14 protein-coding genes are annotated in these 19,028 nt (G+C 61.0%); 6 read left to right on the top strand and 8 right to left on the bottom strand.

Annotated elements, in window-relative coordinates; genetic code table 11:
• Positions 1-1,107, bottom strand: a complete 1,107-nt coding sequence (locus tag CH283_RS25915; RefSeq protein WP_176460568.1) for a mandelate racemase/muconate lactonizing enzyme family protein — start codon at positions 1,105-1,107, stop codon at positions 1-3.
• A 90-nt stretch (positions 1,108-1,197) separates the two neighbouring features.
• Positions 1,198-2,109: a LysR family transcriptional regulator gene (locus CH283_RS25910; RefSeq protein WP_094639695.1), complete on the bottom strand. Its 912-nt coding sequence runs from the start codon at positions 2,107-2,109 to the stop codon at positions 1,198-1,200.
• Positions 2,110-2,209: 100 nt separating this feature from the next.
• Here CH283_RS25910 and CH283_RS25905 point away from each other — a divergent pair, with 100 nt between their 5' ends.
• The 3 genes from CH283_RS25905 (at position 2,210) to CH283_RS25895 (ending at position 4,652) form a co-directional block, all read left to right on the top strand.
• Positions 2,210-2,893, top strand: coding sequence for an alpha/beta fold hydrolase (locus CH283_RS25905; RefSeq protein WP_255183344.1), 684 nt, complete (start codon positions 2,210-2,212; stop codon positions 2,891-2,893).
• A 263-nt stretch (positions 2,894-3,156) separates the two neighbouring features.
• A complete protein-coding gene (locus tag CH283_RS25900; protein WP_141215367.1) occupies positions 3,157-3,396 on the top strand; it encodes a thioesterase family protein in 240 nt (79 codons plus the stop codon).
• A gap of 149 nt (positions 3,397-3,545) precedes the next feature.
• Entirely contained in the window at positions 3,546-4,652 is a 1,107-nt protein-coding gene (locus tag CH283_RS25895) for a hypothetical protein (protein ID WP_094639693.1), read from the top strand.
• 905 nt (positions 4,653-5,557) lie between these two features.
• Here CH283_RS25895 and CH283_RS25890 read toward each other — a convergent pair.
• The 4 genes from CH283_RS25890 to CH283_RS25875 all read right to left on the bottom strand — a co-directional run bounded on the left by CH283_RS25890 (position 5,558) and on the right by CH283_RS25875 (position 10,886).
• Positions 5,558-6,688, bottom strand: a complete 1,131-nt coding sequence (locus CH283_RS25890; RefSeq protein WP_255183343.1) for a DUF4041 domain-containing protein — start codon at positions 6,686-6,688, stop codon at positions 5,558-5,560.
• 136 nt (positions 6,689-6,824) lie between these two features.
• Positions 6,825-8,063, bottom strand: a complete 1,239-nt coding sequence (locus CH283_RS28935; protein ID WP_255183342.1) for a hypothetical protein — start codon at positions 8,061-8,063, stop codon at positions 6,825-6,827.
• A 1,517-nt stretch (positions 8,064-9,580) separates the two neighbouring features.
• On the bottom strand, positions 9,581-9,991 hold the full coding sequence (locus tag CH283_RS28120; RefSeq protein ID WP_141216256.1) for a hypothetical protein: 411 nt from the start codon (positions 9,989-9,991) through the stop codon (positions 9,581-9,583).
• Between the two features lie 247 nt (positions 9,992-10,238).
• The gene (locus tag CH283_RS25875) at positions 10,239-10,886 is read right to left on the bottom strand and encodes a Panacea domain-containing protein (RefSeq protein WP_094639690.1); all 648 of its coding nucleotides are present in this window, start codon (positions 10,884-10,886) and stop codon (positions 10,239-10,241) included.
• Positions 10,887-12,444: 1,558 nt separating this feature from the next.
• On the opposite strand from CH283_RS25875, the gene CH283_RS25860 reads away from it, so the two are divergent.
• Entirely contained in the window at positions 12,445-12,714 is a 270-nt protein-coding gene (locus CH283_RS25860; RefSeq protein ID WP_094639687.1) for a hypothetical protein, read from the top strand.
• Positions 12,715-12,793: 79 nt separating this feature from the next.
• Entirely contained in the window at positions 12,794-13,711 is a 918-nt protein-coding gene (locus CH283_RS25855) for a hypothetical protein (RefSeq protein WP_141215365.1), read from the top strand.
• Between the two features lie 59 nt (positions 13,712-13,770).
• Here CH283_RS25855 and CH283_RS25850 read toward each other — a convergent pair whose 3' ends face one another.
• Positions 13,771-14,505, bottom strand: a complete 735-nt coding sequence (locus tag CH283_RS25850; RefSeq protein WP_141215364.1) for a hypothetical protein — start codon at positions 14,503-14,505, stop codon at positions 13,771-13,773.
• Positions 14,506-15,443: 938 nt separating this feature from the next.
• On the bottom strand, positions 15,444-16,397 hold the full coding sequence (locus tag CH283_RS25845; RefSeq protein WP_094639684.1) for a DUF2971 domain-containing protein: 954 nt from the start codon (positions 16,395-16,397) through the stop codon (positions 15,444-15,446).
• Positions 16,398-18,261: 1,864 nt separating this feature from the next.
• On the opposite strand from CH283_RS25845, the gene CH283_RS28115 reads away from it, so the two are divergent.
• Positions 18,262-18,720 carry a cupin domain-containing protein gene (locus CH283_RS28115; RefSeq protein WP_141215363.1) on the top strand — a complete coding sequence of 153 codons (459 nt, stop codon included), beginning with the start codon at positions 18,262-18,264 and terminating at the stop codon, positions 18,718-18,720.
• The last annotated feature ends 308 nt before the right edge of the window (positions 18,721-19,028 follow it).

The raw sequence follows: 19,028 nt of genomic DNA, 5'->3' as shown, positions 1-19,028 counted from the left end.
TCAGCGGCCGTCGATGCGGAATCGACCGAGGAGGTCGTGGTCGATGCGCACCCCGATACCGGACGCCGAGGGCGGAGTCATACAACCGTCGACAACCTCGACGGCCGAATCGATGACGTCACCGTCGAGCCGCAGGGCGTACGCGAGTTCAGCCGGCAACGTGGAGAGTGCGGGATGGGCGGCCGCTATCGCGAGAGCTGCGTAGGCACCGATACCCGAGTCACCTTGACTGCCGAGCACCAATTTCACGCCGCTCGCGGTACCGAGGCCTGCGACGTCCAAGGACCCGAGCACGCCGGAGCGAGCAGGCTTGACGCAGAGCATGTGTGCGTGTCGAGCGGCGAGGGTGCGCGCGCAATCGACTGCTGTCATCGCCGACTCGTCGGCGAGAACAGGTACCGGCGACTCTGCGGCCACGCGGGCCCGTCCGGTGGGGTCGTCGAGGCGCACCGGCTCTTCGGCCCATGCGATATCGGCTGCGTCGTACATCCGTCGGATTGCCTTCAACCCTTCGTGAGCGTAGTAGGCGCAGTTCGCGTCCACGAAGACCGTCGCACCGTCACCCGCGGCCTCGCGGACCGCAACGATGGCCGCAACATCGGCGTCGATCGACCCCGCCGCCTTGACCTTGAAGCAGTCGATCCCGCATTTCTCGCGCATCATGGCTGTCTCGTCCGCGAGCGCGGAGGGATCTCCGAGGCCGAGAGCGTGGCTGACTCGTACCGGGGTGGAGTCACCGCCGAGCAAGCGATGCAACGGAACCTCGAAGATTCGAGCCGCCAGATCATGCAACGCGAGATCGATTGCCGCGCGGGCAGTTGCGTTGGCTGCGGGCCGCGGAAGCGTCGCCATTACCCGGCGAACGGCAACAGGATCGGCACCGGTGATCGATGGACCGAACCATTCCTCGATCGCATGCACTATCGATACGGGCGATTCGCCGTAGAACATGGGGCGGGCCGGTGCCTCGGAAATTCCGACATGGCCAGAGTCGTCGTGTATCTGCACGATGACGTGCTCGGCAGACGTGAGATCACCCGCCGCCATGCGCATCGGCGTGCGATACGGCAGGCGAACGGGGACAGCGTGCACAGCGACGATCGTCATGCGGATCCTCCAAGGCATGGTTGTTCGCACCCGCGGCGGCGGATGATTGCAGGTGAAATATGTTGTACGAGAATCGGTTGCGAAACGATGTCAGCCGGGACGAGCAGTTGCTGCGCTCGTCGAAATGTGATCGCGCAACACGGCGAGAAATTCGTCGACGAGCGGAGAACGCCCCTCGGAACGCCACGCGGCTGCGAGACCGATGGTGGGAACGTCGTCGGCGATGGGCACGAATACGACTCCGTTGACCCGCACGGCCGCAGTGCTTTTCGGCACGACCGCGACGCCGAACCCGGCAGCGACCAGACACAACAGACTGTAGGTGTGCGGAGATTCGTGCACGATGCGCGGCGAGAATCCAGCGCGCGCACATGCCTGGTGCACGTGCGCAACAATCCCTGCTGCCATTCCACCGGGGTAAGCAACGAAATCGCTGTCGTTGAGCTCCACGAGGCCGACCGATTCACGGCCTGACAGCGGGTGATCGTCAGGCAGCACAACAACGAACTCTTCGTGCCACACGACGAAGGTATCGATATCGGGCGCGGTCACCGGTGGTCGGAGTAATCCGACGTCGATGATGTCGTCGTGCAGCGCCGCAACCTGCTCCGCCGACCCCAGTTCTCCGTGCAATTCGAGAGCGACCAGGGGCCGCAATCGGCGGTACGCACGCGCAACCGACGGTAGAAGGTCATGTGTGGCGGAGCCGGTGAAGCCGATGGCAAGGCGACCGCTGAGCCCGACTTGGGCATTGTGCGCGACGCTTCGAGCCCTGGCCGCGGTAGCGAGCAACCTACGGGCCTCGACCAAGAACGCGGCCCCCGCAGGCGTCAACTCGACGTGACGGGTCGATCGGTCGAACAGTCGAGCGCCCAGGTCGCGCTCGAGATGTCGGATCTGCTGGCTGAGCCGCGACGGCGTGATCGTCAGGCGGTCTGCAGCTCTGGCGAAGTTCAGCTCCTCTGCCACGCCGACGAATGCGACGACCGCCCGCAGTTCCATGACCACTTTCCACCTCCGCCGGCGTTCGACATCACGTTCGCGACGTCGACTTCGCACGCTACGGCCCGTTTCGCGTCAGCGGAATGTCGAAATCCGGCACATGAATGTTGCAATCGAGTGTGATGCAGGTCATGGCCCGCGAGCAGTACAGAACAAACTCGAAGGAAATCCCGAAGCCGGCAGTCGACGTCACGGAATCGCGCCTGATCCGTCCATCGGAGACGACGCCTCCGGCCGTTTTGCGGACCGACACGACATCACAGGAGTGATCGCTGCGATCGCGCGCGATGCCGATCGCCGCAGGCGGGCCCTGTCAGGCGCGGTCGGTGGTGTCGCCGACGGTGATGACGCAGATCAAATCTCCGCCCTCGACGTCACTTACTGGGACATCCTGCGTGCAACGCTGACCCGATCGGATCCGAAGGAGTTCTTGTTCTTCAACCGCAATGCCACCGGTAAGCGTGCGGGAAAGGATTTCGTCGAACGGTTGAAGGAGCGAACCACCGACCGCGACAAAGACATCAGCGTCTCCGCGTTCCGCACACAGCTCTCGGCCATCAAGAAGTACGGTCGGTCCCGTCCGTCGGATCTGTCGAAGATCACCCAGCCGACATTGATTGCCAACGGAGACAACGACCGTATGGTGCCCAGCGTCCTGTCCGAAGACATGCACCGACGCATCGCCGGCAGCGAACTCGTCATCTACCCCGACTCCGGACACGGCGGCATCTTTCAGTTCCACGAGCAGTTCGCACCCCGTGTGGTCGAATTCCTCAATCACTGATCGTTTCTCACGGACCGAAGTCTTGCCGCGTCACCATCCCGTCCCTACGCACTGCAAAGAAAGTCCTGGAAGGTGTCTGCGTTCGACCCGCTCGCAGAGCCCAACGCGGCATGCCCTGACTCGCCAGTGCACTTGCGCGCCGTGCAGACCGGTCGCACCTCTCACGCGCCTTGTTGACCCTGTCGCCGTCTGTCCATGTCCTCCACGATGAACACGACATCGAAAGTTTGGGTGAGCGAAGACGACGGGAGATCGAGGTGCTGATGGCGCTGCGATGGGTGCGGGCGATGATCCCGGTGTCGCGCTCCCGCGAGCCGGCGCTCGTCTTGGATTCGATCGACGCGACATTTCGGGTTCTGCCGGGCGACCTCGACATGCTGATGCACACGACGAATGCGCGGTACCTGTCGATTCTCGACGCCGCCCGCATCTCGTACCTGACGCGGACGGGTCTGTGGCGGTGGTGTGGCATCAAGATGACCTGTAAACCGCGCTGCGCGTAGATATCCAGTCGATACCGGATGCGCCGATACCGTCTCCAATCCCACTAAGCAACAATCGAATTCATGGACACGGCAGTGTCCCGCGAGCTCTGTGTACCGCCTGCTGCAGTTCCGCACCCTCAGCCGGTAGACGCGCGTACGCTCACACGATGTCGGCGAACGAACACGATCAAGGGCCACGAGCAGGACCACCTGAAATTGCCGAGGCGGTCTCGGTCCTGCTGATCGCCGACCCCGGCAAACCAACAGCTCTCGCTCACAAGCTCGCAAAAAAGCTGCCGGAACGCCTGCGACACCGAGACCGCAACGAGCGCCGATGGACTGTGTCCGTGCGCAGCGAGCCGTACCTCTCCGATGAGCAGGCCGACTTCGCAGACGCCATCGACGCGGTCGAACCGTCCTCGGAGAACGACGATGTCGTCGTCTACCTCACTGATCTACCGCGGCGCGACGACACCGTGCCGGTGGTCGCCGACGTCAGCGCCGCACATCTGTTCGCGCTCGTCTCCATCGCCGCCGTCGGCGGGATTCGCATCGAGGACCGGGTGCGTGCCGTCGCCGAACTCGCGATCGCGTTCGTCCTCGGTGAACCGACACTCGCGCCGGCCGGTGCGCAGCGGCGATTTCCCTCCCAGCAGATCGACAGCGGTACGCGATATTTCGCTCCCCGGGGTCTGCGACGGCTGCGGTTGCTGTCGGGGATGGTGCGTGCGAACCGGCCGTGGCGACTGGTCACCGGGCTGTCGAAAGTTCTTGTCGGCGCATTCGCCACCGGTGCGTTCGCCTTGGCGACGAACACGATCTGGCAGTTCGCCGACACGATGGGCCCGTGGCGCATGAGCGCAGCAACGTTGCTGTCGATCACGGCCATGGTTCTGTGGCTGGTCCTCGATCACCAGTTGTGGGAGCGGCCCACGTCGCCGGACGCGCGCGAGCGGTCCGTGCTGTACAACACCGCCACCGTCGTCACCCTGGTCATCGGTGTCCTCGTTCTCCACGTCGCCTTGTTCGGGTTGCTTCTGCTCACCGCATCGATCGCGTTACCCCCTCCGCTGCTGTCCAGCACGCTCGGACATGCGGTCAGCTTCTCCGACTACCTCACGCTCGCCTGGCTGCTGGCATCGATCGCCACCATCGGCGGTGCACTCGGTTCAGGACTCGAGGACGACACCGCCGTCACCGACGCCGCCTACGGGATCCGGCAACGACAACGCCTCGACGAGCAGACACAGAAACGCTCGACCAAGGCGCAATGACCGTCCATCGGCGACCATGGCTGTACTGCAGGTAACGCCCCACGCGATACACAAGCATCACCTAGCCCGGGCCGTCTTCACGCCGCGAACGGCACTACCGCACCGTCTTGCTGAATTGACAGAACTGCCGCAAAATGCAATTCGAGCGGGCAACTTTCGAGAATGCTTCGTCAGGGCGTAGCTCTTGGGCACTTGGGCCGACATACATGCGAAACCTGTTTCGCCACAACCGTTTCTATGACCGGCCCGAGATGTCGCAGGTGTCGACGAGGTCTGTCAGATCAAGTTGTGACAGCCTCGTGACATCGAGCCTCACGCGAAGACGACGATTGAACACATAAACCAGCCCTGAACTGCACGTATGCCAAGATTCGGTGCCGAACGAAGAAGGCTTCCGCGCGGATCTGAATCCGCTGCCTCCGTTGTCCACTCAGATCCATGGTCGGCCACTGAGGTCCACGGAACCACCCAAAAACCGCTGTCCCGGGCCAAGATTCTGGATCCATATGGACTCTGGTGCCCCCAGTCGGACTCGAACCGACACTGTGCGGATTTTAAGTCCGGAAAGATGGACTTACCCGGGCCCAGGTGGATCCTCTTTTTATTGTGCAACAGAGCTTTTCGTACATTCGCGTCCAGACCGATCCACCCCCGTATGTACCCAGTTGTGTCACTCTCGTGTCAACGAGACCCTCGGCAAAGACCACGCTGAATCCACCTACATCCTGACGTACCGCGGTGGACAGAACCCCGCCAACTGCGCTAATGCCGTGATGCACATTACCTCCGTAACCCGGCATCCTGTGTCACCGAACGGTCGTCCGCGCGCCCACCGCGAACCCACCTGCGAGCCGAGCCGGCGACCGACTGATTTCGACCGGCCCTTTACCAAGTTCAGTCAAACTTCAGGGTCGAGATGTCACGCTCACCGGCCAACTCCCCCGGCTCTGAAAATACTGTGTCGCTTCGGGTTCCTCTGTGTACTCCAGAAGGTTCCCAACATGCCGGGCCAACACCTTCCGCACCTGACTGGGCTCGGCGAAAAAGAACTCACGCCTGAGGTTCGCGTGATTGAGTCGACGGGTCGCGAAAGCCGCGTGCAGTGCCCCCTCCAACGCAACAGCGTCGTCCGAGAAGTACAACGCGTGCACATCGAATGGGAACGGTACCGATGCGCTCCCCAATTCGCGGACCCGATCCATCGGTTCGAGCCGCCGCGTCATACCGATCTTGACCACATCCGGTCCGAATGCACCGCGGTTGCTGATCACGTACACATAACCGGCGCGAATATTGGCACGCCGATAGTCGTTCTGCGCGATGGCCTGGTCGAGTTCGCCCAACTTGTCTCGAATATGCTGAGATTCCGCATCGGTGCGGCCGGCCAGGGAGTCGAGCACGTTCTGATAATGCGCTCGTTCCTTGTCGAGCTTCTCCCTTTGCGCGGCCAATTCCAGCTCGACCTTGCGTTCCTCTCGGAGACGCTCGCGCTCTTCACGTTGAGCGAGTTTCTCTTCCTGCACCTTCATCATGTAGTCGGCTGTGAGCTGAAGTTCTTCGACCCGAAGCCTGTGATAGGTCTCGGCGACATGCATCTGCATCATGTCTCCGAGCTTGGCGATCGTAGCGGCGGCCTTCTCCAGACGGCTCACGGCAGTCGCTAGGTTTCCCGCCCGGATGGTACGAACACAGATGTCGGCCTCGGCGTTGTAGGCGCGCAGCATGAGCTTCGACAGATCCGACGTCATCTTGCGGCCTTTGGCAAGAGAATTGTTGAAGCTGAACATGTCCGACGCGACTATGGCCTCTCCCCCGATGACCGCAGCCTTGATCTCGTCACGCACCGCGGCCAATCGTTCACGGAATTGCTCGGCGTTCTCCAACGGGTGCTGGTAGGTGTAGATGCCCACCTCCTGCAACACGATCCGGTCGTCGGTCTCCACCACTCCGGCAGGCACCGACCCCGACGTCGGGGGCGCAACCGCGCCCCGTCGCGCAGCTTGCGACAGTGCCTCGTCGCGTTCTTGCTCTACCACTTTGAGCCGATCCAACAAATCGTTCAGCTCACGCTCTTTGGCTACCAGGGTGGTTCGAAGAGCCCGGATAGTGTCTTCTGGGCCTGTCATCGTGTCCTAGACGCTTGAACGCAGACAGGGTTTTTCTTATAGCTGCTCACCCGCGCACTCCCCGTGTGTTGCCCACGGGTACCAGGTCATGGGGATTCTTCGATACACCGGCACTCAAGTGCTCGAGTGTCGCGGCCGCCTGAACGCCGGATAGATTGAGCCGCTCGAAGACGGTCCGGTCCGTCGCCAGTTCAACCAGTGTGATCCGAGTGGGATGACCAGTGGCCGGGTCCACGGTGTCGACCCCGACTGTCATCGACAACGTGCTGACCACACCGTCACGGTCTGCCTCGAAAATTTCGTGGGCAGTGCGGACCGCGACCTCGGCCACTGCGGTTGCATATCGATCCCTACGCGCTTTCAGCGGTAGTGGCGTGCTGGTGATCGTGTCACTTGCCTTGGTGTACTTGAACGACTTCTCGGTCGGCAAGTCCGAGGGCAAGGGGACCGAGACGGTCAGTTCGAGTTCCCGGTCCTGGCCGTGAAAAGAGAAGTCGTATTCGACCTCGAAACACTCCGGGTACACCGAATTCCCGAGCACGATGGAGACATACTCTTCGAGCGCATTCGGCTCACCCTCCTGCAGCCCTACCATCAGCCGTTCCAACGTGACATTCGCCTGCATCACCTGCTTGCGGCGTTCAGCACACTCCGCCTCATATTCGGACTGAGCGACGGAGAGGGCCCGGAGCCGGCTCGCTTCGGCGACACCGTGCGCGCGCTCGTTGGCCTCCTGGGCGTGATTGCGTTGAGCGACAGCCTGTTCCCACCCCTGTCGCTGCTGCCAGTACATTGCCTGCGCTTGCTCCACAGCTGCGATATGGCGTTTACGTCCCCCCAGTAGGGAGCCGAGACCCTCAGGTGCCATTGGTTCGACGTAGACCGGCTCCGGTGGGAGCGGGAGGGGTAGAGGCGGGGTTGTCGGTGTAGTGAGATCCGTTCGGTCGAACGGCGGATGCTCGATCTTCTGCCGTAAAGCATCCAGGTCGACGTAATCGTCCACGTCCAGTGTGGCCGCCAGGATGCCGTCGATCGCCTCGTACTTCTCCGCCAAGGTGGCGTTGCGCGCCTCGACCTCTGCCAGTTTCGCCTCCATGTGCAAGCGGGCGCGTTCTTTGACCGCGGCCGCTGAGGCTTGATTCGCCGCGCGTTCAGCGGACGCGCAAGCGCGCTCCCAATCGCGCCTCGCCTTCTCCGACAACCGGACCGCCCGGGCAGTCGCCTGCGCGTTGGCTCGTGCTTGCTGGCGCTCGCGTTGTTCGCGTAGCCGGTTCTGGTGCTGCATTTCCGCGAAAAATCCTCGACGCTTCGCCACCGGTGACACCTCTGCTCTCATCATTCCGAGTGCCTGCACTGTATCGGCCGACCAAGACAGTTCCGGTATTACGCTCTCACGGGCGGATGCCCATTCATCCGATCGAATGACGAACTTTCGATCGACTTCTCACTCGGCCACTCACGGTGACTGCATCACCGGTGCCAAGTTCATTCCGAACGCCGTAGACGCTGGGGAAACTAACGACTGCGCGCTCACCAGACAGCTCTCAAAGAGAAGGAATGGAGGTGTCGTCATTTCAGGCCGGTTTGTCCTGCGTTCAAATTAACTCTCGGCTTCTGAGGCGGCTGTTCAGTTCTTTTGTGCCAATCTAACTCTCGACAGTTCCACAGTCAGAAATGAATCGTGAGGTACGAACATGAACCGTCGGTTGATACGCCCAGCGCTTGGCGCAACCGCATCAATTTTTGTCGCGGCGCTCGGCTTCGCGATTGGTAGCGGAACGGCCGGGGCCTCGATCGTTGATCCCGGAACAATCACGACAAGTTCAACCTCCAGCACCGTGACCGTAACGTTGAACGAAGTTCGGGCATCAGCCCTGCCGATCGGTTGCGATATCACTACCGTTTCCGCTTTGGGCACGACGGACTTCGGCCGAATTTGGCTCGATGATCAGGGAAATGGGACATACACATCCCCGCCGATCAAAGGTCTAGCGAAGACCACCACTTACTGTTACGACCAAGACATCATTGGTTACGAGTACCCTTACTACGAGGCTGCCTACCCCGGGGGGGAAGTCGTGGAGCCGCAGCCATGCTCAACTGAGCTCGCGAGGTTGCTTCGATTCGCAGGCTCCTCAGAATGCGCCAACGCGAATCCATAAAACCAAGCGGATCAGCCAACCCAGGTGCAGTCCAGGCGCGTCAGTTTTCGCAACGCGGGGGGCGCGCGGGCAAGGAAGGCAGGCGTTTGACGGTATGGGACCGATTGACAATAGCCGTCCGTTGAAACGTGGGCATCCGACCTTGAGGGATGACTAGCCGCGAACGCGCAGATCTGACGGCTAATTAGAAGCTGTGTAAAAACCCGCACCGCATATTATGCATAGTCCCTCGCTGATCCCTTAAGCGATGCGTCCTGTAGTGCGCCGACGGCGATTCCACAATCCCGCACCGATTTAGATCAAGCGGTCCCCGCCGTTCGAATACAGGATTATGGAGGTCGCAACTGATGAGACGTGGTGGAGTGATCGGCGACTGTCACCGGCCGGTCTCCTTTCTCCGTCCGGCTCAGCACAGCCTCGCTGATTCTGCCCCCTTCCGCCGGTTGATCCGAGGGTCAGGCCGGCGCGTCCACGTGCGCGGAGTAGCACTGGGCCGGCCGCAACGTCAGCTCTCGTCACTCGTTTCGCTGTCCATTGCGGCTACTCGTCACCCACGTGATCATGCTGCGGGGAGAGGTGTACACGTGGTTGGCGGCACGCCGACCATCAGAATCGGCAGCGGCTTGCCGTACACCCGAGGTCATTGTGACGCCGGCCCGCCGGGGCGCATACGCCTGACTCCAAGATTTGCTCGCGCCGCGCGCACCAACCCGACGAACTGCGCAGGATGAAGAACCCTCGTGTGGCCGCTGAGCTTGCCCAGCTCGGCCGCTTCCAGGAAAGCGCGGTCACGGGTGACGCAGTACACAGTCGCCAGCGGGTCCTCGCCTGCTAGATATTTACATGCCCCGTAGACCATCCCGTCCTCGTGATCGAGCGGAGGGTTGCCATCGGGTACATCGGTCGGTACGCAACCGCCCGACGAGCGATTACCGACCTCCCACACGAATCCCTCCAAGAGCGCATCCGCATCGCTACGGTTCCACCCCAAACCCTTGAGGTCGCTCCCTGGAGCGGGTACGAGAGGGTGCTGCGCCTTCGAGTGGACCATGTCCTCGATGTGGTCATTGGTGAAAACCTCAACGGTTTCCAAGCCCGCGAAGGTTCCGGACTGGCAAGTCGCTATCGCCCGAAGCGAGTCGTAGTCGCCGCGCGGGTGCGGCACAGGTGCCTGCGCACTTGAAGCGGCAATCGCGTCAAATGACTCCCAAGAGAATGGCGCACCTGTGAGGAACGCAGCGTCAAGGTACACATTCACGTCGAATACAACGAGATGCCGATGGCCCTCCATCATTGGATCAGCAGCGGACCCGATGGGGCCTGCGGGGACGATCACCGCTGCGGGAAGCTACGAGGTTCGCGCCGCCCCACGGGGAGTCGTCCGTCGCGGTGTCATGGTCGTCGAGGACACCGAGCAGCGAGCCAACGTCGATCGCATCGCTGACATTCGGGTCGCGGACGTACACGCCACCCGCGGCGAGATCGGCGGCGGTTCGACCCGCCAGCGATCGATGAGCCCGATAGAAGCGGGCCATCGACTCAGTCGAGAGCGGCGCGTTGCCAGGTGCGCCAGCAGGCAGATCGCCGCGTGCCTCCAGCCATGGCCGCTCCGCGTGGGTGAGTGCGCTGAGTTCCTCAGCGGACATCGACCCGTAGCTCGCGATCACCAGATCCAGCAGATTCGAGCTCAGCTCGTCGAGCTCGATGCCGGTGAGGTCTTGCCCGATGCGCTTGCGGCTGGACTGCTCCAACCGAGTGTGACGCACCTGCGGGACAACCGGTCCGTCCTTGTACGCCTTGAACTGCTCGTCAAATATTGGCTCACCCGTGACGGCCAGATGCCATGCCTGGGCGTAGTAGAGCAGCTTCTGCAGTGACATGGCGTCGGTCCAAGGCTTCACGTTACGAGCGATGATCACGCTCGCGACTTGGTCAGCGGTCAACATGATCCTCCCTTCGCAAGAGCTCGTGTAAGCGCACCAAGTGTTGTAAATGCACCAAGTGTGTCACATCAACACACCTGGCCCGGGTTGCATTCCGGTTACATGTCCTCGCCGCCCGTCGGCGACCTCTCTGGAGACAGTATCGGTGGGTACCGACAGACTGCGCCGACGTGGTCAGGTTATTCGTGTGCCAACACCTTCGGCCAAACGCTCCGCCATCTCCTCGCATCGCGCTCGAAGCGCCTGTTCGCGCGAACCGCGCCCGCCAAATGCTCACCTGGGACACCCGCCTCCAGCAACACGCACTCAGTGAGGACCCACCACACGGACCGGATGATGTACGGCATTCGGGTGAGGTCGGAGCCTCGTCCTCCTGGCGCAGCCCATGCGTCAGCGTGTTTGCTGATCCGTCACCGCGCGCATCCAACTATTGATCCGACCGACACACTCTGGGACCGCCTCCGCCGCCCGGCGCGCCAATGCTTCGATGTGGCTGGGGAGCGACGGCTCGTAAAGGGACTGCCCGACCGCCTGCGTCAGCGCCTTTTCGCACCTCATCGGGAATGTCGGCGGCCGTCAGCCCGGCAGTGACCTCGTCGACGGCGTCCAGTGTCCATCGGCGATCGCCCGGATACAGCAGCTGTTCCGGTTCGCCGACCGTGTCGCGGAGCGCGACGGTGAGGTAGGCGTCGCACACTGTGCGAGTTGATGGTGGTGCGGTCTTCCAGATGCGTACAAGCGTGGGCAACCAGCACTCCGTGCACGGTAAACACTCGGCAGATCGACTCGACCCGGTAGTTCCGCGCACGCATCCGGTCGATGTACTGAATCTGAGGCGGCGAAGGTCTAGCTCCCTCGCGAAGAAAATCGAGGCCGACTTCAGAATCTCGTATGCTTCCTCGACATCTCGGTTCTCGCGTCCGAATCCTCTGATGTGTTGTTGCTCGGCGGTTGTCGCGCTAGGAGCCTTTTCGGAATGGATTTGCGCTCGCATAGTCCACAAGCGGAGCGACTCCGCGCCGACACCGACGCCGACGTTCGGTGCGATTGCCTTACAGGCGCCTTAGACGACGTTGTACTCGCGGAGGTGACCGCGGACCATCTTCACTGCTCGGCCGGGTAATGCTTGGACGTGTGCTTCATCCTTCACGAAGAACGAAGCGGCATCAAACCCGGCACGGCTCACAGTGAAGGTATTTCGGGGCAAATGCACCAAGCCGTCCTTGACCGCCGCAGTGCGCATCGACGGGCTGACCGTCCGCGTCGCCGCGGCCGCCGGTCAACGACGCTGCCCCAAGGCCCTGTGGCGCCACCGACTAACCGCAAGCTCACAACGACGGATCGACCTGCGGCGATAAAATTTCCCCCTACGGGGACAGAGGGGTCGCGTCGCAGGGATGCCCCGGCCTGCCAGAACCCAGGCCAACCCACCATTTATCGAACACAGGAGAAACTACCGGGTGCACGACGTTCAAATTCACCGACAGAGGCGCATAGCCGAGGTGGATGATGTTCGAAGGTGCTCCAGCGCCGACACCACACCAATGGAGGGACGTCTCAGATGAGCAATACAGACGCGGCTACCGAGCTGGCCGAACTCGCACGAGCAGCCACATGGGGCCTGATGAAGGGTGGTGACCTTGACACCTTCGAGGATGGCAGAGCAGCACTGCTCCTCAGGTGGGACATCATCGACGCCGCCGCTCGGGTCGGCATCATCATCGACCGCGAGGGTGCCGGAATTGGGGAAATCTACACACGCACCGAGCTAGAAGGTCTCGTCAGAGATTTCAGGCCACGAGACCCTGACACCGGCCGCATCGTCCACTGAATGGTGAGAGTTCAAGGTATGTGAACGACGATCTGGTCTTTCAGCCATCACGGGTGAGGCCATGGCACCGGGAGGACGTATGGCCGAATGTTTCTACTGCGGTTCCGACAAGAAGATGACGCGGGCACATCTGTTCCAGCAGTTCATACGCGATGCGCTGCAGAACGAGTCGCAAGACATCACGATGGCGCATTCGGGCATCCAGGGACAAGGTCTTGATCTCGATGTGATCTATCGCGGCGACATCCGTGCGAAGCATGTGAAGATTCTGTGTCAAGACTGCAACGGAAAGTGGATGGAACCGATCGAGCAGGCTGCCGCGCCCGTTCTAGCGTCGATCATGCGAGATCGAGGGTTGCCGCCACGATCGGATCTCTTCCAAGTCGCGCATTGGGCGGTGATAGTGAACGCTTTGGCGACACAGACGACGGGTCGCTTCGACATCCCCGTGGAGCACCGCCGCGCAATCAGATATTCCAGAACCGGGCAACCCAAAAATTTTGGGACACACTTTGTGTGGACGTTGGACAACCACCCAAGCGTGACGTTCGACTCCATGCGTTTCGTAGTAGGCGCAGATGCAGAGGGGGATGAGCAATCGGTGACGTGGTTCAGCGCGTTGCACGCTGGTCCGCTCGTCATGATTACCTCAGAGTTCACTCTTAACACGATGATCGCGCGCGAATTGCACCTCTCAGGTATCGAGAGCTACCTCGGAACGGTGGAGAGCAATCTCCTCTGTGTTCCTGATGCGATCAGACGAGGGACGGCGAGCCCCGAAGGCCTCGTCACACCCAGCCACCACGCGGTTCAAGAGCTATATCGGAAGGTTGTCGGGCCCAACGCCGACTACAACACCAGCAGCGCCGGGAACGAGATGGTGTCCATAGACAGGTTGCAGTGCAACCCCACCTACGGATTTGATTACGGCGACACCCTCGTCGACGTGCGCGCGTCGCTGGACCTCAGCTATCTGGACCGCGTGTTCGAGACGTAGCGTGCACCCTCACCACGACCTATCTCCTTACGAACGGCAGAACCCCAACCGCGGACGACTTAGATACGTCTGGGCAGTTCCCTGCACTCGACAATTTCGGTGATCCCGGCCTCGGCTTCCGGGTGCATCTCGATCCAGTAATTTCTCGTCAGATCGTTGTGGCTCGGGTGCGAGACGTAGGGCAGCGTGGGCACGGTGGAGTGCAGGTCTTCACGCTGTCCAGGTCTGGAATGCAGCCACTGCGTGGCATCACCCCAGCCCATCCGATCGAGCAGCGGTTGCCGATCGTCGGTGAGCATCCATGCCAGGGGAGGGAAGAAGACCTCGGCGAACGGCATCACGCTCTCCGGAGTGCCGTCTGGACCATGGTTCGACCACGGACCCTCGAAGAAGAAGCCCCCAGTCATTCCTCCGATTCGAGCTGCCGTACCGCGAGCGAGGCCCAGGCGGAGCCGCAACTCATCCGGCACTACGAGAACGTCGCGTTGCTCAACGAGGCTGGCCGCCAGGTCTGGGAACCTATCGCGCAGCGTCGGTGCTATCCCGAAAGCGCCGACGACGATTGCCCGCGCGACAGAGCCAGGGTCGAAGGTAGCTGCCGGGAGGTCCTCCTGCTTTGCGGTGTAGTCGACCCACAGCAGTCGCCGACGAGTGGGTTTGAGGATCTCGACGAGCTCTTTGTACGCGTCCTCGTATCGAGACCCAAGGTTGTTGCACGACTCGCACAGGCCGTAGACATACAGCCCGCCTTCTGTAGCTCGACCCATCCGCGCTTTGCCGTCGTGAGTCCGCATGTACGAACGAGCGACGAGGTGGTCATTTCCCACGCATTGAGGTGGCACGTGAGTACGCGTCATCTTGCGGTGCAGGCCGCACAGTCCGCAGTCCCGAAGGTCCCCCTTGTGGCGTTGCATCGTCAGATTGCGGGGGGCGCGTTCTGTCTTGGCCGGCTGTGTATTCTCATGCTTCTTTTTCATGACGCCCGGCCTAAGTTGCCGGGGCGTATTCGACCGAGGGGACCACAGTCGATTACACCGTGGGGAGCAAATCGTACGACGCACAACTCGCCGTCGATGTGCATTGCGGTGGATGGATTGCGGTCGCATTCCGTGGCCACATGTCGGGCGAGCCGCATCAAGCCGCCGTCCGAGTCGTCGATTTCAGCAAGGACAGATGGCGGCGGAGTCTGTGTAAGCGGAACCCAAGAAATTCCCTGCCGCTGGTAGCGCTTGGCCGCAAAGTTGGTTCGCGAGGAGAAGGAGGTTCGCAGTGGTGTGTGATCGATGAAAGAGAAGACGTAACCCGTTGTGTGAAGACCAAAAACGGATGCTTTCTGCTCTTGATCGAGGCTGGAAGTGATTGTATGCCAACGCTCCTTCAGAGTCGTGCATGCGGTCGCGAGAATGCTACTAGCGGAAGCGGGTGGAGATTCGGCTACCGAACGCAGCCACGGCTCAACCACTTCGGCGAGTCCAGTGCCGGCAAGGACGTATGCCCCTGATGGGTGAACCCAGAACTTCGAGTGGGGTTCGTCGGTCGACCCGCCCCCCATTGCGTGAGTGTCCATCGCGACAGCGATCTCGCCGTCGCGCATGCTCGAAATCATCAGTGTCATTGGCGCGGTTTAGAACTTTCTCGTAATTGAACGGGTGCGGTCCTACTATGGTGGAATCAGTGGCCGTAAGATTGGCACGCCTTGAGCGCGATTCTCAAATTTCTTCTGGCGCAGTAATCAGCTCTGGTAAGGAAGTTTCGACAGCTCGACATCAGTCTCCAGGTAGCCACGTCGTCGCAGCAGTCGGCGGACAGTAGCCGGAGCGAGCGGGTCGGTCACCGAAGGTCCGAGTACCACTGTCACCAATGCATCCCGCGGCAACGCCAGCTCGATGTAGGGAGTGAACAGCGTGGCGCCGGACGGCCGGAACTTCACATCGAGTGTCGTCATGGGCATGTTCGTGAACGGGCGGAATGACGCTCCAAGGCTGCCGACCGCATGCCGGTGTAGCGGCGTCATTCCACCGAAATGCTCCGACGCGGTAATGCGATGTTCGCGCTCGTCTTCGAAAGCTTCGTGTTTGACCAGCGGTACATGCGGTAGGAGCCCACCTAGCTGATGGATGTAGTTGAAGGCATCGGTGGCGGGATCATCTGTTGCGCCGATCGCGCGCACCATCTCGACGAGACTCGTCACGAGGACGTCGCGTGCCGAGTCGCCGTATTCGACCGGCTGCAGGGAGCATGGCCAGGTGAGCGGCATCTGATTCTGGTCAAGGACAGGCGAGAGCTTCCCGTCTGGATGATGGTGATGGTATTCGGCGCGCAACCCTACGATCTTGTCCGCATCGAAGCCGAGCGCCACACCTTGGCCGTTCGCTCCGTACCGGCTCCACTGACTGACAGCGTCCTTCAGCTCGGTGAAGCACGCGACAAAGATCGACTGGTCGTAATTTCTGAGGTCCTCTGCGTGCAGTCGACGTATTGCGTCAAGCATCGTGTTGTACGCGTGCCGATGACCGTCATCCGGCTCCTTCGAGAGAGCGTAGAGCCGTGACACCAATGCATCCCAAACGTAGGACAGTTCGAGCGAATCGTTGAGGTAGCGGAAGTCGGTTGCGCGGATAGCGCAACTCTCGACAATCCCGGCCAACGCCTGAGTGTCGGTGTACTGAAACAGCATTCTGCGCATCGACTAACGCTACCGCGGACAACCTCGGCCTCAGTGACCCCATGATCAAACACCGCCTCAACCGTGCGGATGTGCGACCTGACGTGCCGGAACCGGAGCCGTCTCCACACTCAGTAACCGTCTTGCAAGCGAGGCTCCAATTCATCTCGCCGACGCCCGCAGAGCTGTCAGGCAAGTTCGGCACACTGACCGCCATGCACCCCTAATTGCCGGCGCCCCCTCTCGATGTGGTCGGCACTATCAGCGCGCTCAATGCGCCCACCTGCGAGTGAAACTGTGCTGAACTGGCGTTTTGATAGAGATAGTGCGGCAAATGCAATTTGCGGGGCCACCGTCATCGGGGTGCGGAAAGACGTCGCCGCCGGCTAAGACCGCGCGTACGCGCATTCAAGGATCGTCGACATCCGTTGTGTCGCAGCTGCTTTGTCAAATTGGCCGCGCTAGTCGAACAAGCTTTGTACCGAGTTGTGTCAGCCTCGTGTCAACGAGCCATCGAGATCTGCCGAATCCGGGCCGAAAACAAGCGCTGACCTGCGCAAACGCGCAAATTGACAAAATCCAGGTTCGACCAATCAGCGTATTTCAGATCCGCTGCCTCACAGGTCCATTGAGAACCGCCACAGATCACTAAAGTCCACGGCACCCGCCGAAGCTTGCTACTCGGGCTAAGTTTTCAATTCCATATGGACTTATGTGCCCCCAATCGGACTCGAACCGACACTTGACGGATTTTAAGTCGCTCCAACTGGATCCACCTGAACGTCGCTGGACTCGATATATTTGTCTATTTGCAAAACCTTTCGTGCACCGTCGCCCGGTCGCGTCCATGTTCGATCGTACCGACTTGTGACACTCTCGCGACACCGAACTGCCGCCGATTCTCCGACGCCGGACAGTCCTGATCGGTGTCGGACAGCCATGGTAACGACTGGACGGAGAGCGTCCTGGCGCACCGCCGCTCTATGCGAACTCGTGACAACGAGACTCGTTCGTCGCGAACCCCTATCGCCTTCGAGTCAGTAAAAAGTGCAACAGCTGACCCCACTATTGGTCCAGCGACTCGTTGGATAAGCGCTACTCCAGGCGACGCGCTAACCATCCGGCGACGACTTTGCGTCAGCGCACTTCCGCACCGTCAGTCGAACGCGCAGGTTTCGTCATCGCCTATGTGCGGCCGACATTTCGCTACCCCTCCGTGATGTCAGCAAAATGGAGAGGCCGGCCGTTTGCTGCGGCGATGATGCTGGGTCCAGAACGAACGAGGAGGCCCTGCGAGTACGTCCACCAGTTTTTGCGTCCGATCCGCGCGGAAAGTCGTGATGTCGCTGCGCAACGGCCGGTTGACCACGACCACGACCACGACCACGACCACGAGAACAATGGCGGCTACCGGAGAAGTGAAGATCTTTGGCACGGCCAAGTCGTCAGGCCGAGCTGACGGAGTTACCGTGCTTTCCAGCGCCGCGAGTCTACGGGCGTCCGGACGGTTCGAGCACCTCGAAAACCCTCTGCTGCTCGGGTCCGGCTCCGCCATTCCTCTAACAGCCCATTCTGAACTTCTCCTGCCTACAACACTCTCAATCAAGACAAGCAATAAGTGTTTTAGGCGTTCCCTATCGAGCTGCCAGACTGCCCGGAATGGTGGCATGTAAATTAGCGACCAACGGCACCATTGAGCCGGAGCCGGACAGAGGGTACGTCTGTCTGTTCTGTCCCCAGCGATGGTGCCGTGCCCTTGGAGACCTTTCGGATTGTTGGTCGGTCGCGCCATTTCCAGGCCTCGGGGGCGGGAGACCGAGCGGCCAAGAAGCCATCGTTACGGTGACTTCGCCCCCAATCAGGAAGTAGAAAAGAGATGACGGACATGAGCAGATCGAAGCGTCGCCGGATCGTCGTAGGCACAGATCCCCAGGGTCGGTCGGTTGTCCTGTCGGACGCGCGGGACATGGCCGAATCCCATCCGGGGAAGGTGTCAATCGAAGAGGTCTGGTGGCAGCCACAGAGTCCATTTCGACCAGAACACGGCCTAGCGAGCCGGGTAGGCGAAGTGGGAATCGAACCACCTTCGAGCGGAGCAGTAGTTCGCTTGCTGTCTGTTCCACCCGTGTCCGTCGGCCATGAGTGGGTACTCGATCTTCACTTCGACGACGCGCTCCATGTCATCACGCTGACCTCTGGGGCGCTCGACATAATCCTCGAAACCGAAGAAGTCAGCCTTGAAGTGGGTGACAGTATCGTTCTACCTGGCAGTGTGCACGATCTACGCAACCTCGGACACGTCCCAGCAACCTTCGTCTACACCTCTTTCCCACTCTCGCGCTGAGAGTTCTTCCGGGAGTCGGAGACCGCGCACCAGCGGAGACAAGATGCAAGGACAGACCCGGACTGACCCACAATCACGCGCAATCATCACGTCATCGCTTACGTCCGTGACGTATAAATCACTCGGCTCAGACCGACGCACATCCGAACGCTTACATCCGTCGACGCAGAAGTGAAAATTGCAAAAATGCTGTTAGGTGCACTGATTACCGGGCAGCTCGCCCTGCAGCTCATCAGCCCGCCCTCACCAGACAGTCCCCTAGGAGCCGTCCAGCGAGGGCGGGATTGGGGCTCAAAGATGCGCCTTCT

Origin of the sequence: Rhodococcus sp. 05-2254-2 (genome assembly GCF_002259095.1) — a bacterium.
In the GTDB taxonomy this organism is placed as follows: Bacteria; Actinomycetota; Actinomycetes; order Mycobacteriales; family Mycobacteriaceae; genus Rhodococcoides.
This window is presented reverse-complemented; position numbering and strand designations above follow the sequence as displayed.

Coding starts and splice junctions, on each gene's coding strand:
- CH283_RS25915 (WP_176460568.1), bottom strand. CDS start 1,107: ATGACGATCGTCGCTGTGCACGCTGTCCCCGTTCGCCTGCCGTATCGC.
- CH283_RS25905 (WP_255183344.1), top strand. CDS start 2,210: ATGAATGTTGCAATCGAGTGTGATGCAGGTCATGGCCCGCGAGCAGTA.
- CH283_RS25855 (WP_141215365.1), top strand. CDS start 12,794: ATGGCCGAATGTTTCTACTGCGGTTCCGACAAGAAGATGACGCGGGCA.
- CH283_RS28120 (WP_141216256.1), bottom strand. CDS start 9,991: ATGGTCCACTCGAAGGCGCAGCACCCTCTCGTACCCGCTCCAGGGAGC.
- CH283_RS25875 (WP_094639690.1), bottom strand. CDS start 10,886: ATGTTGACCGCTGACCAAGTCGCGAGCGTGATCATCGCTCGTAACGTG.
- CH283_RS25910 (WP_094639695.1), bottom strand. CDS start 2,109: ATGGAACTGCGGGCGGTCGTCGCATTCGTCGGCGTGGCAGAGGAGCTG.
- CH283_RS28115 (WP_141215363.1), top strand. CDS start 18,262: ATGAGCAGATCGAAGCGTCGCCGGATCGTCGTAGGCACAGATCCCCAG.
- CH283_RS25900 (WP_141215367.1), top strand. CDS start 3,157: ATGGCGCTGCGATGGGTGCGGGCGATGATCCCGGTGTCGCGCTCCCGC.
- CH283_RS25845 (WP_094639684.1), bottom strand. CDS start 16,397: ATGCGCAGAATGCTGTTTCAGTACACCGACACTCAGGCGTTGGCCGGG.
- CH283_RS28935 (WP_255183342.1), bottom strand. CDS start 8,063: ATGCAGCACCAGAACCGGCTACGCGAACAACGCGAGCGCCAGCAAGCA.
- CH283_RS25860 (WP_094639687.1), top strand. CDS start 12,445: ATGAGCAATACAGACGCGGCTACCGAGCTGGCCGAACTCGCACGAGCA.
- CH283_RS25895 (WP_094639693.1), top strand. CDS start 3,546: ATGTCGGCGAACGAACACGATCAAGGGCCACGAGCAGGACCACCTGAA.
- CH283_RS25850 (WP_141215364.1), bottom strand. CDS start 14,505: ATGCGGACTCACGACGGCAAAGCGCGGATGGGTCGAGCTACAGAAGGC.